Source organism: Burkholderia sp. L-4 (assembly GCF_056856535.1).
On record NZ_JBXEOX010000002.1, the window covers coordinates 1,486,795 to 1,509,080 of the forward strand.

Annotated in this window: 19 protein-coding genes and 1 riboswitch; of the genes, 11 read left to right on the forward strand and 8 right to left on the reverse strand. The window is 69.1% G+C overall.

Going from position 1 to position 22,286, the window contains the following annotated elements:
- The first annotated feature begins 4 nt into the window (after positions 1-4).
- From AC1VVG_RS23625 to AC1VVG_RS23640, 4 genes are all read left to right on the forward strand, one after another.
- A complete protein-coding gene (locus AC1VVG_RS23625) occupies positions 5-709 on the forward strand; it encodes a chemotaxis protein CheW (RefSeq protein ID WP_034185669.1) in 705 nt (234 codons plus the stop codon).
- Positions 706-3,015 (forward strand): hybrid sensor histidine kinase/response regulator, encoded by a 2,310-nt coding sequence (locus tag AC1VVG_RS23630; RefSeq protein ID WP_059558466.1) that lies wholly within the window; start codon positions 706-708, stop codon positions 3,013-3,015. The genes AC1VVG_RS23625 and AC1VVG_RS23630 overlap by 4 nt, the downstream gene beginning before the upstream one ends.
- Positions 3,012-4,031, forward strand: a complete 1,020-nt coding sequence (gene cheB / locus AC1VVG_RS23635; RefSeq protein ID WP_482836421.1) for a chemotaxis-specific protein-glutamate methyltransferase CheB — start codon at positions 3,012-3,014, stop codon at positions 4,029-4,031. The genes AC1VVG_RS23630 and cheB overlap by 4 nt, the downstream gene beginning before the upstream one ends.
- A gap of 50 nt (positions 4,032-4,081) precedes the next feature.
- Positions 4,082-4,185, forward strand: a riboswitch (Fluoride riboswitch).
- Positions 4,186-4,264: 79 nt separating this feature from the next.
- Positions 4,265-5,506 carry a voltage-gated chloride channel family protein gene (locus tag AC1VVG_RS23640; RefSeq protein ID WP_034185672.1) on the forward strand — a complete coding sequence of 414 codons (1,242 nt, stop codon included), beginning with the start codon at positions 4,265-4,267 and terminating at the stop codon, positions 5,504-5,506.
- A gap of 125 nt (positions 5,507-5,631) precedes the next feature.
- Here AC1VVG_RS23640 and AC1VVG_RS23645 read toward each other — a convergent pair whose 3' ends face one another.
- On the reverse strand, positions 5,632-6,345 hold the full coding sequence (locus AC1VVG_RS23645) for a riboflavin synthase (RefSeq protein ID WP_034185673.1): 714 nt from the start codon (positions 6,343-6,345) through the stop codon (positions 5,632-5,634).
- A 209-nt stretch (positions 6,346-6,554) separates the two neighbouring features.
- Positions 6,555-8,417 carry an ABC transporter ATP-binding protein gene (locus tag AC1VVG_RS23650; protein ID WP_482836423.1) on the reverse strand — a complete coding sequence of 621 codons (1,863 nt, stop codon included), beginning with the start codon at positions 8,415-8,417 and terminating at the stop codon, positions 6,555-6,557.
- A 489-nt stretch (positions 8,418-8,906) separates the two neighbouring features.
- Between AC1VVG_RS23650 and AC1VVG_RS23655 the strand changes: the two genes are divergently transcribed.
- The gene (locus AC1VVG_RS23655) at positions 8,907-9,788 is read left to right on the forward strand and encodes a Dyp-type peroxidase (protein WP_034185675.1); all 882 of its coding nucleotides are present in this window, start codon (positions 8,907-8,909) and stop codon (positions 9,786-9,788) included.
- A 104-nt stretch (positions 9,789-9,892) separates the two neighbouring features.
- Here AC1VVG_RS23655 and AC1VVG_RS23660 read toward each other — a convergent pair whose 3' ends face one another.
- Positions 9,893-10,294: an OsmC family protein gene (locus AC1VVG_RS23660; RefSeq protein ID WP_049028162.1), complete on the reverse strand. Its 402-nt coding sequence runs from the start codon at positions 10,292-10,294 to the stop codon at positions 9,893-9,895.
- A gap of 81 nt (positions 10,295-10,375) precedes the next feature.
- The gene (locus tag AC1VVG_RS23665) at positions 10,376-11,299 is read right to left on the reverse strand and encodes a LysR family transcriptional regulator (protein ID WP_034185677.1); all 924 of its coding nucleotides are present in this window, start codon (positions 11,297-11,299) and stop codon (positions 10,376-10,378) included.
- A gap of 460 nt (positions 11,300-11,759) precedes the next feature.
- On the opposite strand from AC1VVG_RS23665, the gene AC1VVG_RS23670 reads away from it, so the two are divergent.
- The 6 genes from AC1VVG_RS23670 to AC1VVG_RS23695 all read left to right on the forward strand — a co-directional run bounded on the left by AC1VVG_RS23670 (position 11,760) and on the right by AC1VVG_RS23695 (position 17,753).
- On the forward strand, positions 11,760-12,824 hold the full coding sequence (locus AC1VVG_RS23670; RefSeq protein ID WP_301741938.1) for a helix-turn-helix domain-containing protein: 1,065 nt from the start codon (positions 11,760-11,762) through the stop codon (positions 12,822-12,824).
- Positions 12,773-14,089, forward strand: a complete 1,317-nt coding sequence (locus AC1VVG_RS23675) for an Nramp family divalent metal transporter (protein ID WP_049028188.1) — start codon at positions 12,773-12,775, stop codon at positions 14,087-14,089. Before AC1VVG_RS23670 ends, AC1VVG_RS23675 begins: the two co-directional genes overlap by 52 nt.
- An 81-nt stretch (positions 14,090-14,170) precedes the next feature.
- Positions 14,171-14,761: a phosphatase PAP2 family protein gene (locus AC1VVG_RS23680; RefSeq protein ID WP_049028189.1), complete on the forward strand. Its 591-nt coding sequence runs from the start codon at positions 14,171-14,173 to the stop codon at positions 14,759-14,761.
- Positions 14,762-15,196: 435 nt separating this feature from the next.
- Positions 15,197-15,985 carry an SDR family oxidoreductase gene (locus AC1VVG_RS23685; RefSeq protein ID WP_034185681.1) on the forward strand — a complete coding sequence of 263 codons (789 nt, stop codon included), beginning with the start codon at positions 15,197-15,199 and terminating at the stop codon, positions 15,983-15,985.
- 37 nt (positions 15,986-16,022) lie between these two features.
- Positions 16,023-17,039 (forward strand): NADP-dependent oxidoreductase, encoded by a 1,017-nt coding sequence (locus tag AC1VVG_RS23690; RefSeq protein ID WP_034185682.1) that lies wholly within the window; start codon positions 16,023-16,025, stop codon positions 17,037-17,039.
- A 195-nt stretch (positions 17,040-17,234) separates the two neighbouring features.
- Positions 17,235-17,753, forward strand: a complete 519-nt coding sequence (locus AC1VVG_RS23695) for a thioesterase (RefSeq protein WP_226251886.1) — start codon at positions 17,235-17,237, stop codon at positions 17,751-17,753.
- A 9-nt stretch (positions 17,754-17,762) separates the two neighbouring features.
- On the opposite strand, the gene AC1VVG_RS23700 is transcribed toward AC1VVG_RS23695, so the two are convergent.
- From AC1VVG_RS23700 to AC1VVG_RS23715, 4 genes are all read right to left on the reverse strand, one after another.
- Positions 17,763-18,815: an AI-2E family transporter gene (locus AC1VVG_RS23700; RefSeq protein WP_034185684.1), complete on the reverse strand. Its 1,053-nt coding sequence runs from the start codon at positions 18,813-18,815 to the stop codon at positions 17,763-17,765.
- A gap of 236 nt (positions 18,816-19,051) precedes the next feature.
- Entirely contained in the window at positions 19,052-19,636 is a 585-nt protein-coding gene (locus AC1VVG_RS23705; protein ID WP_034185685.1) for a BPSL1445 family SYLF domain-containing lipoprotein, read from the reverse strand.
- Positions 19,637-19,700: 64 nt separating this feature from the next.
- On the reverse strand, positions 19,701-20,087 hold the full coding sequence (locus AC1VVG_RS23710) for an ElaB/YgaM/YqjD family protein (protein ID WP_034185686.1): 387 nt from the start codon (positions 20,085-20,087) through the stop codon (positions 19,701-19,703).
- A 285-nt stretch (positions 20,088-20,372) separates the two neighbouring features.
- Positions 20,373-22,220, reverse strand: coding sequence for an ExeM/NucH family extracellular endonuclease (locus AC1VVG_RS23715; protein WP_482836427.1), 1,848 nt, complete (start codon positions 22,218-22,220; stop codon positions 20,373-20,375).
- Positions 22,221-22,286: the final 66 nt, after the last annotated feature.

The window sequence follows — 22,286 nt, forward strand, 5'->3', positions numbered from 1 at the left end:
ATTCATGAACCGCGCCGCCGCTGCCATTGACGACACGACGATCGACGTCGACGATTGCTGGAACCGGATCGGCACGCGCGGCGACCGCTCGTGCGAGCGGCTGAACGACTGCCTGCGCTGCCTGAACTGTCCGGTCTACGCGTATCACGCGGCGAAGCTGCTCGAGCGCCCGCTCGACGTGGCCGAGATGGCCGACGCGACGCGCCGGATCAGTGCGTTCGGCGCGACGCGCGCGGGCGACGACGGCGACACGCACCACGCGGCGCTGGCGTTCCGCGTGGCCGACGAATGGCTTGCGCTGCCGATCGGCGTGCTGCGCGAGATCGCCGGCACGCGCCCGATCCATTCGCTGCCGCATCGCCGCCATTCGGCCGTGCGCGGCGTGGTCAACATCCGCGGCACGCTGCGCATCGCGATCTCGATCGGCGCGTTGCTCGGCCTCGATGCCGGCAAGGGCGGCGACCGCGACGGCGACGGCCGCTTCACGCGGCTGCTGGTCGCCGCGCACCAGGGCGAGCCGGTCGTGTTTCCGGTCGATGAAGTCGAGGGCGTGCTGCGCTACGGCGCGTCCGACTGGGTGCCCGTGCCGGCGACCGTCGGGCGCGCGAGCGCCGGGCTGTCGCGCGGCGTGCTGTCGTGGCGCGGCAAGTCGGTGGGCCTGCTCGACGACGACCGTCTGTTCGACGCCGTGACACGGAGCATGCGATGAGCGGTGATGACGACCTGAGCCACCTGTCGCTGCTCGAGCTGTATCGCGAGGAGACGCGCACGCAGACCCAGGCGCTGTCCGAGCGGCTGCTCGCGCTCGAATCGGGCGAGCCCGACTCGGTCGCGCTCGAAGCCTGCATGCGCGCCGCGCATTCGCTGAAGGGGGCCGCGCGCATCGTCGGCGTGCCGCTCGGCGTCGACATCGCGGGGCGGATGGAGGAGTGCTTCGTCGCCGCGCAGGCCGGCACGATCTCGCTGACGGCCACGCACGTCGACGTGCTGCTCGCCGGCGTCGATCTGCTGGTGCGCGTCGGCGATCCGCAGGCGCAGCCCGTCACGTCGACCGAGATCGACGTGTTCGCGGCCGCGCTAGCGGGCGCCGACGGCGCGCAGACGATGCAGGCGCCTGCCGGGATGCCGCCGCCGGTGCCGCCGCCCGCGATGCCGTATCGCGACCACGACGGCGCCGCGAACGAGCCGGTCGGCGCGAGCGCCGCGGTGCCGCCGCTCGCGGTGTCGGGCGCGGCGCCCGATCCGGCGCAGGCCGGCCGCGTGGCCGGCGCCGGCGCGATGCGCCGCGTGCGGGCCGATACGCTGAACCGGCTGCTGAGCCTGTCCGGCGAATCGCTGGTCGAATCGCGCTGGCTCAAGCCGTTCGCCGAATCGATGCTGCGCGTGAAGCGCGCGCAGCGCGACGCGGCCCGTTCGCTCGATCTGATGTACGAACAATTCGCCGACGATCTCGACGCGGGCATGCTCGCGTCGATGAACGAAGTGCGGCACATGCTCAACGACCTGCAGCGTTCGCTGGCCGAGCGCATGGACGAATTCGACCGCTTCGAGCGGCGCAGCACGCATATCGCCGAGCAGCTGTACGACGAGGCGTTGCAGTGCCGGATGCGGCCGTTCGGCGACGCGACGCGCGCGTATCCGCGCATCGTCCGCGATCTCGCGCGTTCGCTCGGCAAGCAGGTGCGCTTTTCGATCGTCGGCGAGAGCACGCAGGTCGATCGCGACATCCTCGACCTGCTCGACGCGCCGCTCGGCCATCTGCTGCGCAACGCGATCGATCACGGCGTCGATTCGCCCGATGCGCGGCGTGCGCGCGGCAAGCCGGCCGAGGCCAGCGTGACGCTGGAGGCGCGCCACAGCGCCGGCTCGCTGCTCGTCAGCGTGATCGACGACGGGCCGGGCGTCGACATGGACGCGCTGCGCGCGGCCGTCGTGCGCCAGCGCCTGACCGACGACGAGACGGCCGCGCGGCTGTCCGACCCCGAGCTGCTCGAATTCCTGCTGCTGCCGGGCTTCTCGATGCGCGATGCGGTGACCGACGTGTCGGGGCGCGGCGTCGGCCTCGATGCGGTGCAGGAGATGGTGCGCGGCGTGCGCGGCGCGGTGCGGATCTTCAACGAGCCGGGCGCGGGCATGCGCTTCGTGCTGCAGCTGCCGCTCACGCTGTCGGTGATCCGCAGCCTGCTCGTCGAAGTCGGCGGCGAGCCGTATGCGTTCCCGCTCGCGCATGTGCGCCGCACGCTCGAACTCGCGCACGACGACATCGACGTGCTCGAAGGGCAGCCGCATTTTCCGTTCGACGGCCGGCGCGCGGGCCTGGTCGCCGCGCACCAGCTGCTCGACGCGGGCGAACCCGACGTCGCGCGCACGAGCACGGCCGTCGTGGTCGTCGGCGGCGAGCCCGAGCTGTACGGCGTCGCGGTCGACCGTTTCCTCGGCGAGCGGATGCTCGTCGTGCAGCCGCTCGACAGCCGCCTGAACAAGATCCAGAACATCGCGGCCGGCGCGCTGCTCGAGAACGGCGACCCGGTGCTGATCGTCGACGTCGAGGACCTGATCCGCTCGGTCGACAAGCTCGTGCGCGGCGGGCAGCTTGCGCGGGTCACGCGCGACCCGCAACTCGCGTTCGCCGATCGCCGCCGCCGCGTGCTCGTCGTCGACGATTCGCTGACGGTGCGCGAGCTCGAACGCAAGCTGCTGGAAAAGCGCGGTTACGACGTGACGGTCGCGGTCGACGGGATGGAGGGCTGGAACGCGGTGCGCAGCGATACGTTCGATCTCGTCGTGACCGACGTCGACATGCCGCGCATGGACGGCATCGAACTCGTCACGCTGATCAAGGGCGATCCGATGCTCAAGCGCGTGCCGGTGATGATCGTGTCGTACAAGGATCGAGACGAGGATCGCCGTCGCGGGCTCGATGCCGGCGCCGACTACTACCTCGCGAAGAGCAGCTTCCACGACGAGGCGCTGCTCGATGCCGTGCACGACCTGATCGGGGGTGCGCGCGGATGAACATCGGTATCGTCAACGACCTGCCGCTGGCCGTGGAGGCGCTGCGCCGCGTGATCGCGCTGCGCGCGGACCACCGCGTGCTGTGGGTCGCGACCGATGGCGACGAGGCCGTGGATTTCTGCGTCGCGCAGCCGCCCGACGTCGTGCTGATGGATCTCGTGATGCCGAAGGTCGACGGCGTCGCGGCGACGCGCCGGATCATGGCGCGCGCGCCGTGCGCGATCCTGATCGTCACGGCGAGCGTCAGCGCGAACACGTCGTCGGTGTACGAGGCGATGGGAGCCGGTGCGCTCGATGCGGTCGACACGCCGACCCTCGCGCTCGGGCTGTCGACCGACGCGTCGCCGCAGGCGCTGCTCGCGAAGATCGACCAGATCGGCCGGCTGCTCGAAAGCCGGACGGCCGCGCTCGTGCCGCCGGGGCCGGCGCCCGCGCGCGGCCAGCCCACGCTCGTCGCGATCGGCGCGTCGGCGGGCGGACCGACCGCGCTCACCGCGCTGTTGCGCGCGCTGCCGGCCGATTTCCCGGCCGCGCTCGTGATCGTCCAGCACGTCGACCAGGCGTTCGCGTACGGGATGGCCGAGTGGCTCGACGGCTATACGCGGCTGCCGGTGCGCGTCGCGCGGCAAGGCAGCGTGCCGCAGGCCGGCGAGGTACTGCTGGCGGCCACTAACGATCACCTTTACCTGTCGCCGCGCGGCGTGCTCGGCTATACGCAGCATCCGGTCGAGACGCCGTACCGGCCGTCGATCGACGTGTTCTTCAACAGCGTCGCCGACGGCTGGCAGGGCGACGCGCTCGGCGTGCTGCTGACCGGCATGGGACGCGACGGTGCGCTCGGCCTGAAGGCGATGCGCGCGAAGGGGAGCTACACGATCGCGCAGGACGAGGCGACCAGCGCCGTCTACGGGATGCCGAAGGCGGCCGCGGCGATCGGCGCGGCGTCGGCGATCCTGCCGCTCGAGCGGATCGCGCCCCAGCTGATCTCGCGCATCACGCGCCCGCTGCGCGACTGACGGCACGCGGCGAGCCGCATTGCGGGCGATGCGCGGCGTCGCGTACAATGGCGGCCTGCGGAGATGGCATGCCTCCCTGCGGCCGTTGCCGGCGCGTTGCGCGCGGGGCGGCCCTCAACCGCCGGTTTGCCCGGCTGATGATGCCTGCGTGTTCCTGGGTCGTCAGGAGGTCGCAGGCCGTCCATGCGGTATTCTGCCGCCCAGGTTTTGATGTTCCGTCGAATCTGGAAATCATGTTTTTCACGACTTCTTCCGATCTTCTCGCGACCGTGCGCTACGTATGCCGCTGGCTCGCGCTCTCGGCGCTGCTCGGCGCGCTCGCGGGCACGGCTTCCGCGTTGTTCCTGATCGCGCTCGACTGGGCGACCGGCACGCGCGTCGCGCATCCGTGGCTGCTGTGGGGGCTGCCGGCCGCCGGTTTCGCCACCGGCTGGACCTATCACCGTTTCGGCCAGTCGGTCGCGCGCGGCAACAACCTGCTGATCGACGAGATCCACGATCCGAAGGCGCTCGTGCCGAAGCGGATGGCGCCGCTCGTGCTCGTCGCGACCGTCGTCACGCACCTGTTCGGCGGCTCGGCCGGCCGCGAGGGCACGGCCGTGCAGATGGGCGGCGCGCTGGCCGATCGCATCACGCACGTGTTCAGGCTCGATCGCGAGCATCGCCGCGTGCTGCTGATGGGCGGCATCGCGGCCGGTTTCGCGTCGGTGTTCGGCACGCCGCTCGCGGGTGCCGTGTTCGGGCTCGAGGTGCTCGCGATCGGGCGCGTGCGGTACGACGCGCTGCTGACCTGCGTCGCGTCGGCGATCGTCGCGGACGTCGTGTGCCGCGCGTGGGGCGTGCATCACACGGCCTATGCGATTCCGTTCGTGCCGGCCGTGTCGGCGACGGGGCTGGTCGTGACGATCGTCGCGGGCGTCGCGTTCGGCGTCGTCGGGCGGCTGTTCGCGTTCGCGACGCATGCGCTGACCGCGTGGTTCCGCCGCGTCGTCCGCCATGCGCCGCTGCAGCCGGTGCTCGGCGGCCTGCTGGTCGCGGTGGCGGCCACCGTGCTGAACGTGCCGCAGTACCTCGGCCTCGGCATCCCGACGATCGAAGCGGCGTTTCACGGCCCGCTGCCGCTCTACGATTTCGCGGGCAAGTTCGCGTTCACGGTCGTCACGCTCGCGTCGGGATTCAAGGGCGGCGAAGTGACGCCGCTGTTCTATATCGGCGCGACGCTCGGCAACGCACTCGGCCAGGTGCTGGCGCTGCCGGTGCCGGTACTCGCGGGGCTCGGGTTCGTCGCGGTGTTCGCGGGCGCGGCCAACACGCCGATCGCGTCGACGATCATGGCGATCGAACTGTTCGGCGCGGACATCGGCGTGTATGCGATCGTCGCGTGTGTCGTCGCGTACCTGTTTTCGGGGCACGCGGGGATTTATCGCGCGCAGCGCGTGGCGGTGGGCAAGGGGACACAGGCCGGGGCGGAGTGAGGCGCGCAAGCGGCTGCGGTCGAAGCCGTTCGAGCGTGCCGTTTGACGAACCGGAACCCCGGATCGAGGTGTGCTTCGACGAAAACCGGGTTCCGGTGATCCGGCGGATCACCGGACACGCGGCTTTACTGCTTCGGCAGCCGCGCGACGTTGCGCGCGAGCAGTTCCTCGATGTCGATGCCTTTTTCCGCCAGCAGCGCAGTGACGACGCCGTTGAGTTCGCCGAGCGTTTCCTTGACCGCTTCGCGGATCGTATCGACGACCACCTGCGTGCTGCGCTCGATCTCGATGTTGACCTTGTCGTTGACGCCCTTCGCATCGAAGGTCGTCGCGCGGCGCGTTTCGGGAATCAGCCAGATATCGAACCAGCCTTCGTCGCGGTTCACGTCCGAGACCGTGAGGCTGCAGCCGTTGATCGCGATATAGCCCTTCGCGAACACATAACGCTTGAACTCGGCGGGCACGCCGATGCGGATCATCCGGTTGTGTTCGGACGTCGCGATGTGCAGGATGGTGCCCGGGAAGTCGACATGGCCCGACAGCGGATGCCCGCCGATTTCCGCGCCGTCCTTCGCGGCCCGTTCGACGTTGATCCGCGAGCCGGTCGCGAGATCGGCCAGCGTCGTGATTTTCAGGCTCGGCAGCATCACGTCGAAGTCGACCAGCGTCGGCGAATGGATGGTCGTCACCGTCAGGCAGACGCCGTCGACCGAGACGCTGGCCCCGATTTCGATGTCGTCGGTGAACCGCTCGGGGAATTCGATGCTGAACGTTCTCAGCTCCCCGTGATCCTTGGTGGCCTTGATGACGCCAACGCCCTGGACAATTCCTGTAAACATCGTCGATCCCTCGTCGCTAATTTCCTGGCCGACATGATAAGTGATCCCGCAAGAGGCGGTGCCGCCGCGCGCGATCCGGGGGAGGCCCCGCGATATTCGGGGACATGAAAAAGGCCGTGCACACGGCACGGCCTCGAACCGGATCTCGTGGGGCGCCCCGGCCCGGCCGTCCCGCCGGCATCACCGGGCCGGGGCGCGGCGGGCTTGCGTCAGGCTTCCGCCGGCTCCCCCAGCGGCCCGGCGGCGTCGTTCGCCATGCGCCGCGGCGCATCGGCGAGCCCCTTCGCGAGCTCCAGCGCCTGCCGCTCGAACAGCCGGCGGTAGATGCCGCCCTCGATGCGGATCAGCGCGTCGTGGTTGCCTTCCTCGATCACCTTGCCGCGATCGAGCACGAGCAGCCGGTCGAGCGCGCGCACCGTCGACAGCCGGTGCGCGACCACGAGCGTCGTGCGGCCGACCATCAGCCGTTCCATCGCCTGCTGGATCAGCAGCTCGCTTTCGCTGTCGAGGCTCGACGTCGCTTCGTCGAGGATCAGGATCGGCGCGTCGGCGAGGAACGCGCGCGCGATCGCGACGCGCTGGCGTTCGCCGCCCGACAGCTTGATCCCGCGTTCGCCGACGAGCGTGTCATAGCCGTCCGGCAGCGCGGCGATGAAGTCGTGCGCGCTGGCGAGACGCGCGGCGCGCTCGATGTCGGCGCGGCTCGCGTCGGGGCGCGCGTAGGCGATGTTCTCCGCGAGCGTGCGGTGGAACAGCACGGGCTCCTGCTGCACGATCGCGATCTGGCTGCGCAGCGAATCCTGCCGCACGCGCGCGATGTCCTGGCCGTCGATCGTGATGCGGCCGCCCGACACGTCGTACAGCCGCTGGATCAGCTTGATGAACGTCGTCTTGCCCGACCCCGAGTGGCCGACGAGGCCCACGCGCTCGCCCGGAGCGATGCGCATCGAGAAGTCGTCGTACAGCGGCACCGGATGGTTGCCGTAGCGGAACGTCACGTGCTCGAAGCGGATCTCGCCTTGTCCGATCCGGATGGCCGGCGCGTCGGGGCGGTCGTCGATGCCGAGCGGCTGGCGTTCGAGCGCGACGAGCTCTTCCATGTCGTTCACCGAGCGCTGCAGGTTGCGGATGTGCATGCCGACGTCGCGCAGGTAGCCCTGCAGCATGAAGAACATCGTCAGCGCGAACGCGATGTCGCCGACGCTCGCCTCGTCGTTCGCCCACAGCCGCAGCGCGACGCCGATCATCGCGGCCTGCATCGCGACGAGCATCGCGCCCTGCAGCCCGCCGTTGAACGTGCCGCGCACCCACGTGCGGCGCGTGCGCTGCCGCCACTTGCCGATCACGCGCGCGAGCCGCGCTTCCTCGCGCGTTTCCGCGCCGAAGGCCTTGACCACGGCGTTGCAGCTGACGGCGTCGGCGAGGGCGCCGCCCATGCGCGTATCCCACAGGTTGCCGAGCCGCGCGGCCGGCGCGACGATGCCGAGCGACACCGCGACCGTCACCGAGATGTACAGCAACGAGCCCGCGCCAACGACGAGCCCCATCACGGGCCAGTGCGTACCGAGCAGCACGGTGGCGCCGACCAGCATCGTGACCGACGGCAGCAGCGCGATCAGCACCGTGTCGTTCAGCAGGTCGAGCGCCCAGATGCCGCGCGTGATCTTGCGCACGGTCGAGCCCGCGAAGCTGTTCGCGTGCCAGTCGGTCGAGAAGCGCTGCACGCGATGGAACGACGCGGCGGCGATCTCGCTCATCATCTTCAGCGTGAGCGTGATGATGTTCAGGTACACGCCCTGGCGCAGCACCGTCGCGCCGATGCCGAGCGCCGCGAGCATGCCGAACGCGGCGAGGGCCGAATGCCACGCGGCGGCACGGTCGGTGAGGCCGGTCGACAGTGCGTCGACGAGGCGGCCGGCGAACAGCGGCGTGAGGACGTCCGCGAGCGCGGCGAACAGCGCGAGGCCCGCGACCGTGGCGGTGCGCGCCGGCTGCTTGCGCCAGTAACGAAGGGTGAAGCCGAAGACGGCCTGGAATGCGTGGCCGCCCAGATGGGAGGTTTTTCTGGTCATTTATCGTTGCCCGGCGCATCGCGCGACGGGACTTTCCGGTTCGGAGAACGTCGAAAACGCAACAGCCGGGCCGCGCGGAAAACGCGGGCGGAGCGAAAAACGGGCTGTCGGGAAAAGCGCGGCGGACGGGTTAGCGGAAAACTCGGGAGCCGGCGCGGACGGCGGGCTGGATCAGCTGCGCCGTGGGACCACGTTCGAGAAGGTGGCTGGCATTCGGAACATCTGCACCTCCTCTGAAGTGAACGTTGAAAGGACGCCGAAAAGACGTGAAAAGATTCTATCAGCAGTGTACGGCGCGCTGCAACGTCTGACGAATGCGGCGTTGCGGCGTCGATACGGTTAGTATTCAGGGTTTCGGCCCTGCTTTCGCGGGCGTCTCGCGGCGCGGCAGCGCAGGGGCCGGCAGGGGCATCGATTACACTTCGGCGTCCACGGCGCACGATGGTGCGACCCTTGCAGATTCACCCCCGATACACTCCTGAGGAAACGATGAGCGACGTTCAGCAAGGCATCCTGGCTCCGATCGACACGGCGGCCCGGTACCTCACTTTCACGATTTCGAATGACGGCAACGTGGCGGCGGCACTGGCCGCGCTGCGCGAGATCGTCGACGGACGCGACACGGTCGTCGGTTTCGGACAGTCGCTGGCCGCTCACCTCGGACGTCCGGTGCCGGGCCTGACCGACTTTCCTGCGTTCGCCGTGAAGGATCGCACGCTGCCGGCCACGCCGGCCGACGTATGGGTCTGGCTGCGCGCCGACGACCGCGGCGAGATCGTGCTGCGTGCGCGGGCGATCGAGCGCGCGCTCGCGCCGGCATTTGCGCTGCAGGATGCCGTCGACGGTTTCCGCTATTCGAACGACCGCGACCTGTCCGGTTACGAGGACGGCACCGAGAACCCGGAAGGCGACGACGCGGTGGCCGCGGCGATCGTCACGGGGCAGGGGGCGGGGCTCGACGGTGCGAGCTTCGTCGCGGTGCAGCAATGGCTGCACGACTTCGACCAGATGGAGCGCATTCCGTCGGGCGACATGGACAACATCGTCGGGCGCCGCCGCTCGGACAACGAGGAGCTCGACGACGCACCCGAGTTCGCGCACGTGAAGCGCACCGCGCAGGAAAGCTTCGAGCCCGAGGCGTTCATGCTGCGCCGTTCTTCGCCGTGGTCGGACGCGCGTCGCGCGGGCCTCTACTTCGTCGCGTTCGGCTGCTCGTTCCGCGCGTTCGACGTGCAGATGCGGCGGATGAGCGGCGCGGACGACGGGATCGTCGACGGCCTGTTCCGCTTCACGCGGCCGCTGACGGGCGCGTATTTCTGGTGTCCGCCGATGAGGGGCGGCAAGCTGGACCTGTCCGCGCTCGGACTGTAAGCGCGCGGCGGTATCGATGAACGGGCGGGTCGCGCATCATGCGCGGCCCGCCCGTTTTGCATGTCGGGCGGCGATCGCGTGTCGCGTGTCGCTCGCCGCGTGCATCAGTTCAACGTCGTTTCGATCCGCGTGCCGCGCTTGATGAACTGCGTCACCGGCGTCTTCTCGCAGATTTCCGCGAGACGCTGGCGTTGCGCGTCGTCGAGCGGGCCGTCGAGCGTCACGACGCGCCGCACGTACTGCACGCCTTCGCGATCGGCATGCAGCTCGGTGCGCACGGCGATGCGCACGGCCGGCCACGTCTTGCGCTGCATGTACATGCGCAGCGTCGCGGCCGTGCATTGCGCGAGACCGGCCAGGACGAACTCGTACGGCGCCGGCCCGCGATCCTGGCCGCCTTCGCGCGGCGCTTCGTCGCCGGTCAGCGCGTGCGTGCCGGCCTGCAGCTGGACGACGTAGTCGGGTGCGTCCGCGTCGAGCACGGCGGCGGCATGGATGAGCGACATGGCAAGTCTCCGGTAAGCGGGAAGTAAAAGGCGGGCGCCGCGTGACGGCGCGCAGCCGTCAGCATACCGTCCCGGCCTGGGCTATGCGTTGGCGGCGCCGGCGCTGCTGCGCACGAGTGCGGCGATGCGTTCGCGTACCCACTGGTGCGCGCGATCGGTGTCGCGCGATTCATGCCAGTACGCGAGCAGCGGAAACGGCTTGAGCCGCAACGGCAGCGGCCGCACGACGATCGGCAGCAGTGCGGCCATCCGCAGCGCATACGTATGCGGCAGCGTGACCAGCAGGTCGCCCGTCGCGGCGATCTGGCACGCGGCGAAATAGTGCTGGCAGGTGAGGCGGATATCGCGGAAGCGCCCGTCGTTGCCGAGCAGCACGTCGAGCGATTGCGGTTCGCCGAGCGACGACACCGCGATATGTCGGGCCGCGAAATAGTCGCTGCGCCGCAGCGGGTCGCCCGCCAGCGGATGATCGCGGCGCAGCGCGACGACGAGCGAATCGTCGAGCAGGTGTTCCGTGGCGATGCGCGGGCCCGTCTGCACGCGACGATCGACGACGAGGTCGGTATTGCCCGACGCGAGTTCGCGCTCGATGTCGGCCACCGCGACACGGCGGCTCACGAGTCGCAGGCCCGGCGCTTCGTCGGCGAATGCCGCGACGATCCGCGGCAACGCAATGGATTCCAGCACGTCTCGAATGCCGACGGCGATGCTCAGGTCGAGCGTCGCGGGATCGAAGGCCGACGGATCGCGCACGGTGCGTTGCAGGCCCTTCAGATGCAGTTGCACGTCCGCGATGATCGCGCGCGTGCGTTCGGTCGGCACGACGCGATTGCCCTGGCGCACGAACAGCGGATCGTCGAAATGCGCGCGCAGCCGGTTGAGCGCGTGCGTGACGGCCGGCTGCGTGAGATGCAGCGCGCGGGCGGCCGCGCCGATGCCGCCGTATACGTACACGGCGTCGAGCACGCGAAACAGGTTCAGGTCGAGGCGATGATCGGCAGGCACGGCGCGCGGTGGGGGTGGTGAACGGTGGATCGATTCTAAGGGATGCGCAGGCAACGGATGCGCCGCGTGTGGTGCGTGACGTGCGTGCCGATCGAACACGTTCGATGCGTATCGATGCCGTTCGGACCGGTACGCGCGTGCGGCTTCGCCCGCGGTGCGGCACGCCACGATGCGTGCCTCGCATGCGTGATTCTGCATGGGCATACCGGCAATACGTGAGAGCCTGTAGTAATCCGCCATCATGCTGTCCACGTCGGCCATTTCGTGCCAAAGGCGCTACCCGTTCGGCTAAGATGCCGTCGCTTCATATTTCGGGATAGCCGTCCTGTCGCACGCATTCAAACCAAATATAAGCCTGACAGTTCGACGGTATTAGAAGAAGTCGAACAAGTCGGGGGCTTGGCCAGTGAATGCAGCAGATCAGCGGTGGGTCGTTATCTATTTGAGTACGGGGTTTTCGTTGGCCCAGGCCGCGCGTCTTGGCGAGGCCTTCAACCTGGCGAATCGCCTGCATGCGTACAGTGCGGATTACCAACTGAAGTACGTATCCGAAAGCGGGGGACTGTTGCAGTCGTCGTCCGGCGTGAGAATCGCGGCCGAGCCGCTCGGTGACGAGCATGGCCGTCGCGCACTCGCGTTCTTTCATCTTCACGGCGAGCGCGCGGCCGTCAACTGGGACGACGCGTTGCAGCGGCGCCTGACCGACATTCGACGGCATGCGCGCTGGATCGTCGATGCGATGGACCTGCCCGCGCTCGCGGCCACGCGGCGGCCGTCGGCGTCGATCGACGTGCGGCCGGGCCGGGGGGCGCGTCGTGGCGCGACGACGGTCGAGTTGCAGGCCGGCGAGACCGACGTGTTCGCCGCCGCGCTCGACATGTTCCGCGTCGACCTCGGCGACAGCGCCGCGCAGGAGATCGCCAGCAACATGATGCGGCCGGTCGAGCAGCGCTACGCGCAGTCGATGTGGGCGTTTCGCGAACTGAGCGCGAGCCCGCCGATCCGGATGTCGGCGCAGCGGCTGCGCGCGCAGAGCGTGAACCGCGTGTCGATCGCGAACGCCGCGCGGGTCGCCGCGATGAGCGAGCGCAATTTCCTGCGGCGCTTCAAGAAGGAGATCGGCGTGACGCCGACCGAGTTCGTTCAGCACGTGCGGCTCGAGCGTGCGTGCCACATGCTGATCCACACGACGCTGCCGGCCGACAAGGTCGCGCGGCGCACCGGGTTCGGCAGCGGCGAGCGGCTCGCGAAGCTGTTTCGGCAGCGCCTGCTGATCTCGCCGACCGAATTTCGCGTCGCCGAGCGGGACCGGCTGCTGAATCGCGGCACCATGTCGACCGAGGCGGACGAGGGTTCCGGCGCCGCGTACCGCGCCGGCGACGGGGCGAGTTGGGACGCGTGTATCGACGCGCACGAGAAAACGGGACGGATACCCGTAAAATCGCCCTGTCGCGATCTCGATTCCCGGTTTCCATGCCCTTCCTCCCCACTACCGCCACCGCCCCTTTCTGCCCGTCGGAAGTAAAGGGCAGCATCACGATCGACGCAGGCGCGCCGCGCTGGCAGAAGCTCAAGCGCTTTTTCGGCCCCGGCCTGCTCGTCGCGATCGGCTACATGGATCCCGGCAACTGGGCGACCGACATCCAGGCCGGCTCGCAGTTCGGCTATTCGCTGCTGTGGGTCGTCGCGTTCTCGAGCCTCGCGGCGATCTTCCTGCAGATGCTCGCGGCGCGGCTCGGCCTCGTCGCGGGCAAGGATCTCGCGCAGGCCAGCTACGAACGCTACGGCCGGTTCGGCCGCATCGTGCAGTGGATCACCGCCGAAATATCGATCATCGCGTGCGACATCGCGGAAGTGCTCGGCTGCGCGCTGGCGTTCAAGCTGCTGCTCGGCGTGCCGCTCGCGTGGGGCGTCGTGCTGACCGCGCTCGACACGGTGATCGTGCTCGGCCTGCAGGGCAAGGGCTTCCGGCAGATCGAGGCGATCGTGCTCGGGCTGATCGCGACGATGGCGTTCTGCTTCGTCGCGCAGGTCGCGATCACGCCGCCCGACTGGCATGCGGTGGTCGGCGGGCTCGTGCCGGGCGATCCGGGCCATGACCGCAAGGACGCGATCGTGCTCGCGCTCGGCATCGTCGGCGCGACGATCATGCCGCACAACCTGTACCTGCATTCGTCGGTCGTGCAGACGCGGCATGTCGTCGGCGGCGCGCGCGGCATGATCCGCGACACGCTCGCGCTCGTGCGCATCGATACCTGCGTGTCGCTGTTCGTCGCGATGCTCGTCAATGCGGCGATCCTGATCGTCGCCGGTGCGGCGTTCCACGCGACCGGCCTGCACAACGTGACCGACATCGAGCAGGCCTACAAGCTGATTACGCCGATCGCGGGCGGCGCGGCCGCGCTGCTGTTCGGCATCGCGCTGCTCGCGTCGGGGCAAAGCTCGACGCTGACCGGCACGATAGCCGGCCAGGTGATCATGGACGGCTTCCTGCATACGAAGATCCCGTGCTACCAGCGCCGGCTGATCACGCGCGGGCTCGCGCTCGTGCCGGCGCTGATCGGCGTGCTGTGGCTCGGCGACGGGTCGGTCGGGCAACTGCTCGTGTGGAGCCAGGTGCTGCTGAGCCTGCAGCTGCCGTTCGCGATGTGGCCGCTGATCCGCTCGGTCAGCGACCGCGACACGATGGGCGAGCACACGATCGGCCGCGGGATGCAGGTCGCCGCGTGGGCGCTGTTCGTCGTCATCACCGGCACGAACCTGTTGTTGATTACCGGTGTCGCGGGCTGATACAGCCTGTCACAGGCTGACACAGCCGCGCGGCGCGCATGCGGTAAACTGCGGCCTTTCCATCGTTGTCCGAAGTCCGTTATGTGGAGTGAAATCAGCAACATCGGCGACGCCGCGCTGACCTTGCCGATCGCGCTGACCTGCGCGGCCTGGCTGGCGATGGCCGACTGGCGTCTCGCCGCCCGCTGGGGCATGCTGCTCGCCGCCGGCATGGGCGTCGTCGGCGCGACGAAGATCCTGTATGCCGGGTGCGGCATCGAGCTGCCGCAATTCGATTTCCGCGTGATCAGCGGCCACACGATGCTGTCGACGTCCGTGTGGACGGTCGCGCTGTCGATGCTGTGGCAGGCGTTCCGGCCCGGCAAGGCGCCCGGCATCGCGGCCGGGCTGGCCGTCGGCGCGATCACGGCCGTCGCGCGTGTGTTCGACCACTCGCACACGCTGCCTGAAGTCGTCGTCGGCTGGCTGCTCGGCGCGCTGGTCGCGCTGGTGTTCCTGCGCGGCTACGACGGCGCGCGGCAGCGCGCGTTCTCGCCGCGCATCGCGGCGGTTTGCCTGCTGCTCGTGTCGGGCATCGCGTACGGGCATCGCGCGCCGTTCCAGCAGATGATCGACATGCATTCGCCGCAGCTCTGCGCGTTCGTGCGCGCGCCGTCGGGCGACGGATTCTGACGGCTGGCGGTTTCCCGCCGGCGTTCGTCCGGCGGTTCCCCGATCGATTGTCCCGAGCGCCATTGCGCGTCCCGCGTCGCGGAACGTCACCCTTGCCATTCCCCGAATCGGCGCATCGGCCGGCCCGCCGGATCGTCCGTGTCGGCTCGCGCGTTCGCGCAGGGGCGCGAAGGTCATGAACGGTGCCTATGACCGGGTATAACGAATATTCATTTCATCGATCGGCGGCATTCGCGTACGCTGGCTGACGTTCAACCGGGGCCGGCCGCCGGACTGACCGGTGCGCGTCACGATCATCTCGATATACTCGCGGAAACCGTGCGGTGCGTCGTCACGACCGCGCACGGTCGACCGGCCCGTGTCGGCCGGGATAGGCACGGAAAAACCCGTCGCGGCAGCGTTCCGCGACGACGAACCACGACAGGAGCCCGTCACATGACAGCCGTTTCATCGCGCCTCGCAGGCAAGTGCGCATACATTACCGGCGCCGCTGGCGGCCTCGGCCGTGCGATCGCGCGCCGGATGGTCGAGCAGGGCGCGCGCGTGTTCGTGACCGACATCGCCGAGGCGGCGGTGCTCGATGCGTTCGCGCAGGAACTCAACGCGGGCCACGCCACGCCGGTCGCGTTCGCCGCGACGCAGGACGTGCGCGACGAAGCGCGCTGGCAGGCGCTGCTGGCGCAGGCGGTCGATGCGATGGGCGGGTTGTCGGTGCTCGTCAACAACGCGGGCGTCGGCTCGATCGGTTCGCCCGCGCAGATCGAGCTGGACGAATGGCGGCGCGTGATGGCGATCAACGTCGAGAGCATCGTGCTCGGCTGCAAGCATGCGCTGTCGTATCTGGCCGAGAGCCATCCCGCGTCGATCATCAACATCTCGTCGGTCGCCGCGTTCAAGGTCGAACCGGATTTCACCGCGTACAACGCGTCGAAGGCGGCGGTCGCGTCGCTGACGAAGTCGGTCGCGATCGACTGCGCGCGCCGCGAAATCGACGTGCGCTGCAATTCCATTCACCCGGCGTTCATCCGCACGGGGATCGTCGAGCCGCTGTTCCAGTCGCTCGGCGAACGCGACGCGACGCGCAAGCTCGCGCGCGGCATTCCGCTGCGCCGGCTCGGCGAGCCGGACGACGTCGCGCACGCGGCGGTGTATCTCGCCTCCGACGAGAGCCGCTTCGTGACGGCCGCCGAACTCGTGATCGACGGCGGCATGTGCGCGGTCTGACGCGCATCCCGAACCACAACGACTGGAGGAGAACATCGTGTCGACACCCGTGAACCGCCAACTGCTGCTGAAGACGCGCCCCGAGGGGCGCGTCGGCCGCGAACATTTTTCGCTCGTCGAGACGCCGGTGCCGGCGCTCGCGGACGGCGAGGTGCTCGTGCGCGTGCTGTACCTGTCGATGGACCCGACCAACCGCGTGTGGATGAGCGACGTGCCGCAGTACCTGCCGCCCGTCGCGATCGGCGAGGTGATGCGCGCGCTCGGCATCGGGCGCGTGGTCGCGTCGCGTCATGCGGGGTTCGCGCCCGGCGATCTCGTGCAGGGGCTCGTCGGCTGGCAGGACTATGCGGTCGTGCCGGCCGACCAGGCCGCGCAGCTCGTGAAGCTGCCCGCGCAGTCGGGCCTGCCGCTGCCGACGCTGCTCGGCGCGTGCGGGATGAGCGGGCTGACCGCGTACTACGGGCTGACCGACATCGCGCCGGTGCAGCCGGGCGAGACGCTCGTCGTGTCGGCGGCGGCCGGATCGGTCGGCTCGATCGCCGGGCAGATCGGCAAGATCCACGGCGCGCGCGTGGTCGGCATCGCGGGCGGCGCGGACAAGTGCCGCTATCTGACCGAGACGCTCGGCTTCGACGCGGCCGTCGACTACAAGGCCGACGATTTCCGTCAGCAACTGAAGGCGGCGACGCCGGACGGCGTGCACGTGAACTTCGAGAACGTCGGCGGCGAGGTGATGCGCGCGGTGCTGTCGCGAATGGTGATCGGCGGGCGCGTCGCGCTGTGCGGCGTGATCTCGAACTACAACAGCGGCCGCGCGGCCGACGACGTCGGCGTGCTGATCTCGAAGCGGTTGACGATGCGCGGCTTCCTGATCCTGGACTACCGCAAGAGCCGCGAAGCCGTGCAGACGCTTGCCGGCTGGCTGCGCGACGGCCGGCTCAAGGCCGAGGAAACCGTGGCGGATGGTCTCGAGAATGCGCCCGACGTGCTCAATCGCCTGTTCGACGGCGACCATCGCGGCAAGCTCGTGCTGCGCGTCGATCCGGATGCGTGACGAGGCGGAGAGGCGGGTCGCCGGTTGCCGGCGACCGGTGCCGACTACAGTGAGTTCGATTAACCGGGCCGCATTTTAGGACTTGTCCCATATATTGTCCCGGCCGCTCTCCCTAAAGTGATTGCCAGCAGACAGGCGGCGTGACCGACGCGTCACGCCGACTTTTTTCCGGTCACGCGAAAGGGGAGAGGGAACATGCGAAACGACGCGAAACGGGGGGCATCGGCATCGGGCGCGGTGCGCAATCGAACGGCGTCGCGTACGGGTGGCGTGCAGCGGATCGCTGTCGGGCTCGGTGTCGCGCTGGCCATGTCGAGTGCGATGGCAAACGGGCAGGCGACGTCGGACGGCGTCGTGCATTTCACGGGCGCACTCGTCGATCTCTACGACGTGACGCTCGATGCGCCGTCCGGCGCGTTCGTCGAAGGGCGGGAGAGGACCGGCAGCGCGGTGGCGACACTGCGGTTCGAAGCGCACGGCCGGCGCTTGCCGGGCGCGCAGGTGACGCTGGCCGCGGCCGATGGCACGCCGTTCGAGCCGGATGCCGGTTCGGGGGTACGCGCCACGTGGCGCGATGCGCGCGACGATCGAAGCGTGCCGCTGGTATCGGGGCGCGCGTATCGCGTCGGCCCGTACGGCGGTGTGATGACGGTTGCGGCGGATGACGAAACGGGCGCCGTGGCGCCCGTCGTCATCAACATCCGTCATCCTTGACGGCGCGCGTCACTCGCCCTGTTCCGAGCGTGCATAGATGTCCCAGCTCGCCATGAACAGCGCCGCCACGAGCGGCCCGATCACGAAGCCGTTGATGCCGAACAGCGCCATCCCGCCGAGCGTCGAGATCAGCACGACCCAGTCGGGCATCTTCGTGTCCTTGCCGACGAGGATCGGGCGCAGCAGGTTGTCGACGAGGCCGATCACGCCGACGCAGAACGCGACGAGGATCACGCATTTCCAGACCGCGCCGATCATCAGGAAGTAGAGCGCCGCCGGTACCCACACGAGGCCCGCGCCGATCGCGGGCAGCAGCGACAGGAACGCCATCAGCGCGCCCCACAGCACGACGCCCTCGATGCCGAGGATCCAGAAGATCAGGCCGCCGAGCGCGCCCTGCACGAGCGCGACCGCGATGTTGCCCTTCACGGTGGCGCGCACGACCGTCGTGAATTTCGCGAGCAGCAGGTTCTTGTGCTCGTCGTCGAGCGGCAGCGCGCGGCGCACGCGGCGGCCGATCTCGCCGCCGTCGCGCAGCAGGAAGAACACCATGTACAGCATCACGCCGAAGCTCACGATGAACTGGAACGTGTTCTGGCCGATGCTGAGCGCCTGGGTGGCCGCGAACTGGCTGATCTGCGCGGCGCCGTCAGTCAGCTTCTTCTGGATGCCCGGGATGTTGGTCAACCCGTATTTCTGCAGCAGGTGCTGGATCGACGACGGCAGCGCGTGAATGATGTCCTGGAAGTACTGCGAATAATTCGGCGGCGCCGACTTGATTTCCTGGTAGACATACGCGATTTCCTGCACGAGCGTCGCGGCGACGAACACGAGCGGCAGGATCACGATCAGGATGATCAGCGACAACGTGAGGAGCGCGGCCAGGTTGCGCCGCTTGCCGAAGCGCGCGGCGAGCCAGCGCTGCACGGGCTGGAACAGGATCGCGAGAATGGTGCCCCAGAACACGGCGCCGGAGAACGGCGCGAGGATCCAGCAGAGTCCGACGGTGACCGCGGCCAGCAGGAAATAGAAGAATTTTTGGTGATCGTGTCCACTATCCATGGGTGGCGTTCGCGCAGATTGTTGCTTCGTTTGATTGAATTGCGTGGCCCGGCGCGCGATCGGCTCGCGAACGTCACGGGTTCGCGGCGGAGCGCGGCGCGGGGCGGCCCGAACGGGAGTATGCCCGCAAAGGCCCCGCGATCATAGCGGCTGCGTGTGACCCATGCGAAAACGCCGCGGCCGGGGCCGCGGCGCTGCCGGGAAGCGGGCGCGGCCCGAGGCCGCGTGCCGCATCGTCAGATGTTGAGCTTCGTCACCTTGGTGCCGTTCACCGACAGGTCGCCCATCAGGCCCGCGTTGGTCAGGACCAGCACCTCGACCGGTGCGGTGGCCGTGTTGGAGTCGACCGCGCCGTTCGCGCCGACCTTCACGACCGCGACCGACGCGTCGGCGCCGGCCGACCAGCCTTCGGACTTGCGGAACGAGTCGAGCGCATCCTGCGTCATGAACAGGAACACGATCGCCTTCGACTGCGCGCCGGCCTGCAGGCCGACCGACAGCGACGACGTGTTGTAGTAGCCGACGGTGCTGCCGCCGACGCGCAGCGCGCCATTGCCGGACTGGCCGCCGACGATGAAACCGGCCTGCAGCACGTTCGGGAACACGAGCGTACCGCGCGATTTCGCGACGAGCTCACGCGAACCCGGCACCGTCGAATAGAGGCGCGACAGCGTGGCGTTCACGCTGGCGTCGATCGACTGGCGCTTCGATGCGCTGGCGGCGGGGCTGTCGGGTTTGTCGGGCGTGGTCGTGCAGCCGGCGAGCGCGAGGCTGCCGAGCATCACGGCGGCGGCGGCCTTCATGGCGAGAGACTTCTGCATGGCGGTTCTCCTTCGTTGTCTGATTGAAGATGGGCGGTGCGGGCAGCGGGGCGGCTGGCCGCGGTCAACGGCGGGACAGCAGCAGGCCCGCAACGAATGCGAGACCGGCCACGACGCCGGCGGTTTGCCACGGGTTGTCGTGCACGACCTGCGACACGCGTTCCGCCGACTCGCGCAGCCGGGCGGCCGCGCTGCCCGACGCGTAGTCGAGCGCGCCGCGTGCTTCGTCGAGCTTGGATTGCACGCGCTTGCGCAGGGCGGCGATATCGCCGTCGCCATCGTTTTTCAACAGGTCTTCCAGTTCGTCGACCAGCCCGCGCAGATCGTCGGTCACGTCCGCGTGCAGGTCGCGGGCGGCCGAGCGTGTCGTACGTCCCACGCGCCGGCCGGTGCGACGGATGTCGGAGAGGCCGCGGTCCAGCTTGTGTTCGATCGAGTCGGTGAGCGCCATGATGTTTATCCTCCTTCGATTCAAGGCCAATTTGAAGATAAGACGAATCCCAGCAACCAATGTGATTCACTTGACCCGATTGAGTTTCGAGACAATTTTTCAATTCGTCGGCGGAATTGCCGGGAAGCCCCGCCACGCGGGGCCGCGCGAAGATTGAAAAAAATTCTCAATTGGGCGAAACGCGTGCAGCTCAAAGCGATACGAAGTGAATGTGCGGTAAATATGGCGTCGCCCGGGGTGCCAGGTAAATAGTGCCATTGCATGCGATGGGCTGATGCAAATGCACTAATCGACGTCGTACGGGCGAGCAGGGTTTGTGCCTGCGCCCGGCATTCGCGCTCCGTTGCCCAGTGCGAGGTCGACGACGACGGGATCGTGGTCCGATGACCGATACGCGTCGGGTGCGTAATAGGACGACCGATGCGCGGCCGTTTTGTAATCGGGCACCGGTTGCAGGGCAAACGGTTCATCGGCGTTGATGTGCCAGACGTGCACGGCCCTGACGCGCGCGGCCAGGCCCGGCGTCGCGAGCGCGTGATCGAGGCTGCCGGCCTCGCCGCCGAATACGTAGCTGTACGCAGTATCACCGACGAAGCGTGCCACCAGGTTCGTATAGCCGCGCGCTTCGAGCGCACGAACGGGGTCTTCCTTCGCATAGCTGTTCAGGTCGCCGATCAGCAGCACGCCGTCGGCCGCGGCGCCCGTCGGCGACGTGGCGAGCCAGTCGGCGACGCGCACGGCTGCCCGCGTGCGGGCCGCATTCCAGCAGCCCTGGCCGTCCGACTGGTCGCGATCGGCGCCGCTCGCGTTCGGGCAGTTCTTCGACTTCAGGTGATTGACCACGACCGTGAACGCACGTGTGCCGCCGACGCGCCGGAATGTCTGCGCGAGCGGCGGCCGGTGCCGGCCGCCCAGCGTGACGGTGGCGGCGCGCCCGACCGGTTCGACCGCGCGGCTGTCGTACAGCAGCGCCACCGCGATCGCATCGTCGCCGAGCCGCGCGGTACCGGGATCGACCGCGCGCCAGCCGTCGCCGAGTTGCGTGGCGAGACGCCGCACGGCGCTCGTGTCGCCGTGGCCGTTGTTCGCGATTTCCATCAGCCCGATCACGTCGGCGTCCAGCGCGCGCAACGCCGCGACGATCTTTGCTTCCTGCCGCGCGAATGCCGCGGGTGATTTTGCGCCGCGATCGGCCGCTGCGCCGAATCCGCCGCCGTGGCCGTCGCCGTTGAAATAGTTGAAAACGTTGAACGACACGATGCGCACGTCGGCGTCGGGATGCCGGCGTGGCGCATCGGTACGCGGATTCGTCGCGGCGTCGAACACCGGTGGTGCGCCGGCGGCCGGTTGCAGGCGCCACGCGCCGTAGCGCAGCTCGAGCACGCCTTCGACGCCGCGCACCGTGTAGCCCGCGCGCAGCGTGTTGGCGGCGCTCAGTGCGGGCGGCGGATAGCGGACTGCCGTGCGATCGAGGCGGTTCGAGCCGTCGTCGAGCACGATGCGGTTGCGCGCGTTGGCCGCCGCGCGCGCCGCGGCCTGGGCGGGCGGCGCGACCTGGGTCGGGATGCGCAGCCGGCCGTTGCTGAGCACGACGCTGCCGTAGCGGCCGAGTTCGTGCGTGTCGCTGACGGTCAGCGTTTGCGGCAGGCGCACCAGCATGCTTTCGTGCGCGGCCAGCACGTCCGGCGTGGCGACCGGCAGCGTGAGCGTGGCGGGCGTGACCGTCTGCCCGCGTGCGCAGACGGCGATGCCGCCCGTCAGCGTGAATTGCGTGCGGCCGTATCGATCGTCGACCCGGCCGGTGAGATGCACGAGATCGCCGGCGTTCGCGCGTGCGTTCGGCGCGTATACGAACAGGCCTTCCGGGACGCCCGGCGTGCGCTTGCGCCGCGCGTCGGCCTGCTGGACGAAGAAGCCGCCGAGGCCGTCGGCCCCGCCGAACGCCGCCGTGACGACGGCCTCGATCGACGTCGTGTGCCCTGCCGCCGGCGACGGGCCGCCGGCGCGGCGCAGGTCGGCAATCGCCGAGGTCGCGCCGCCGCAGCCGGCGCTGACCGGCAGCGCGGCCCCGGCCGGGCGGACGAAGAGGGCGGGCAACAGCGCAACGGCAAGCAGCGGCGGCAGGCGTGACATGGGGCGGTCCTCGGGAAGAAAATCCGACAGTTCGGGCCTGCATCCTGAAGGCAAAATGTCAGGAAA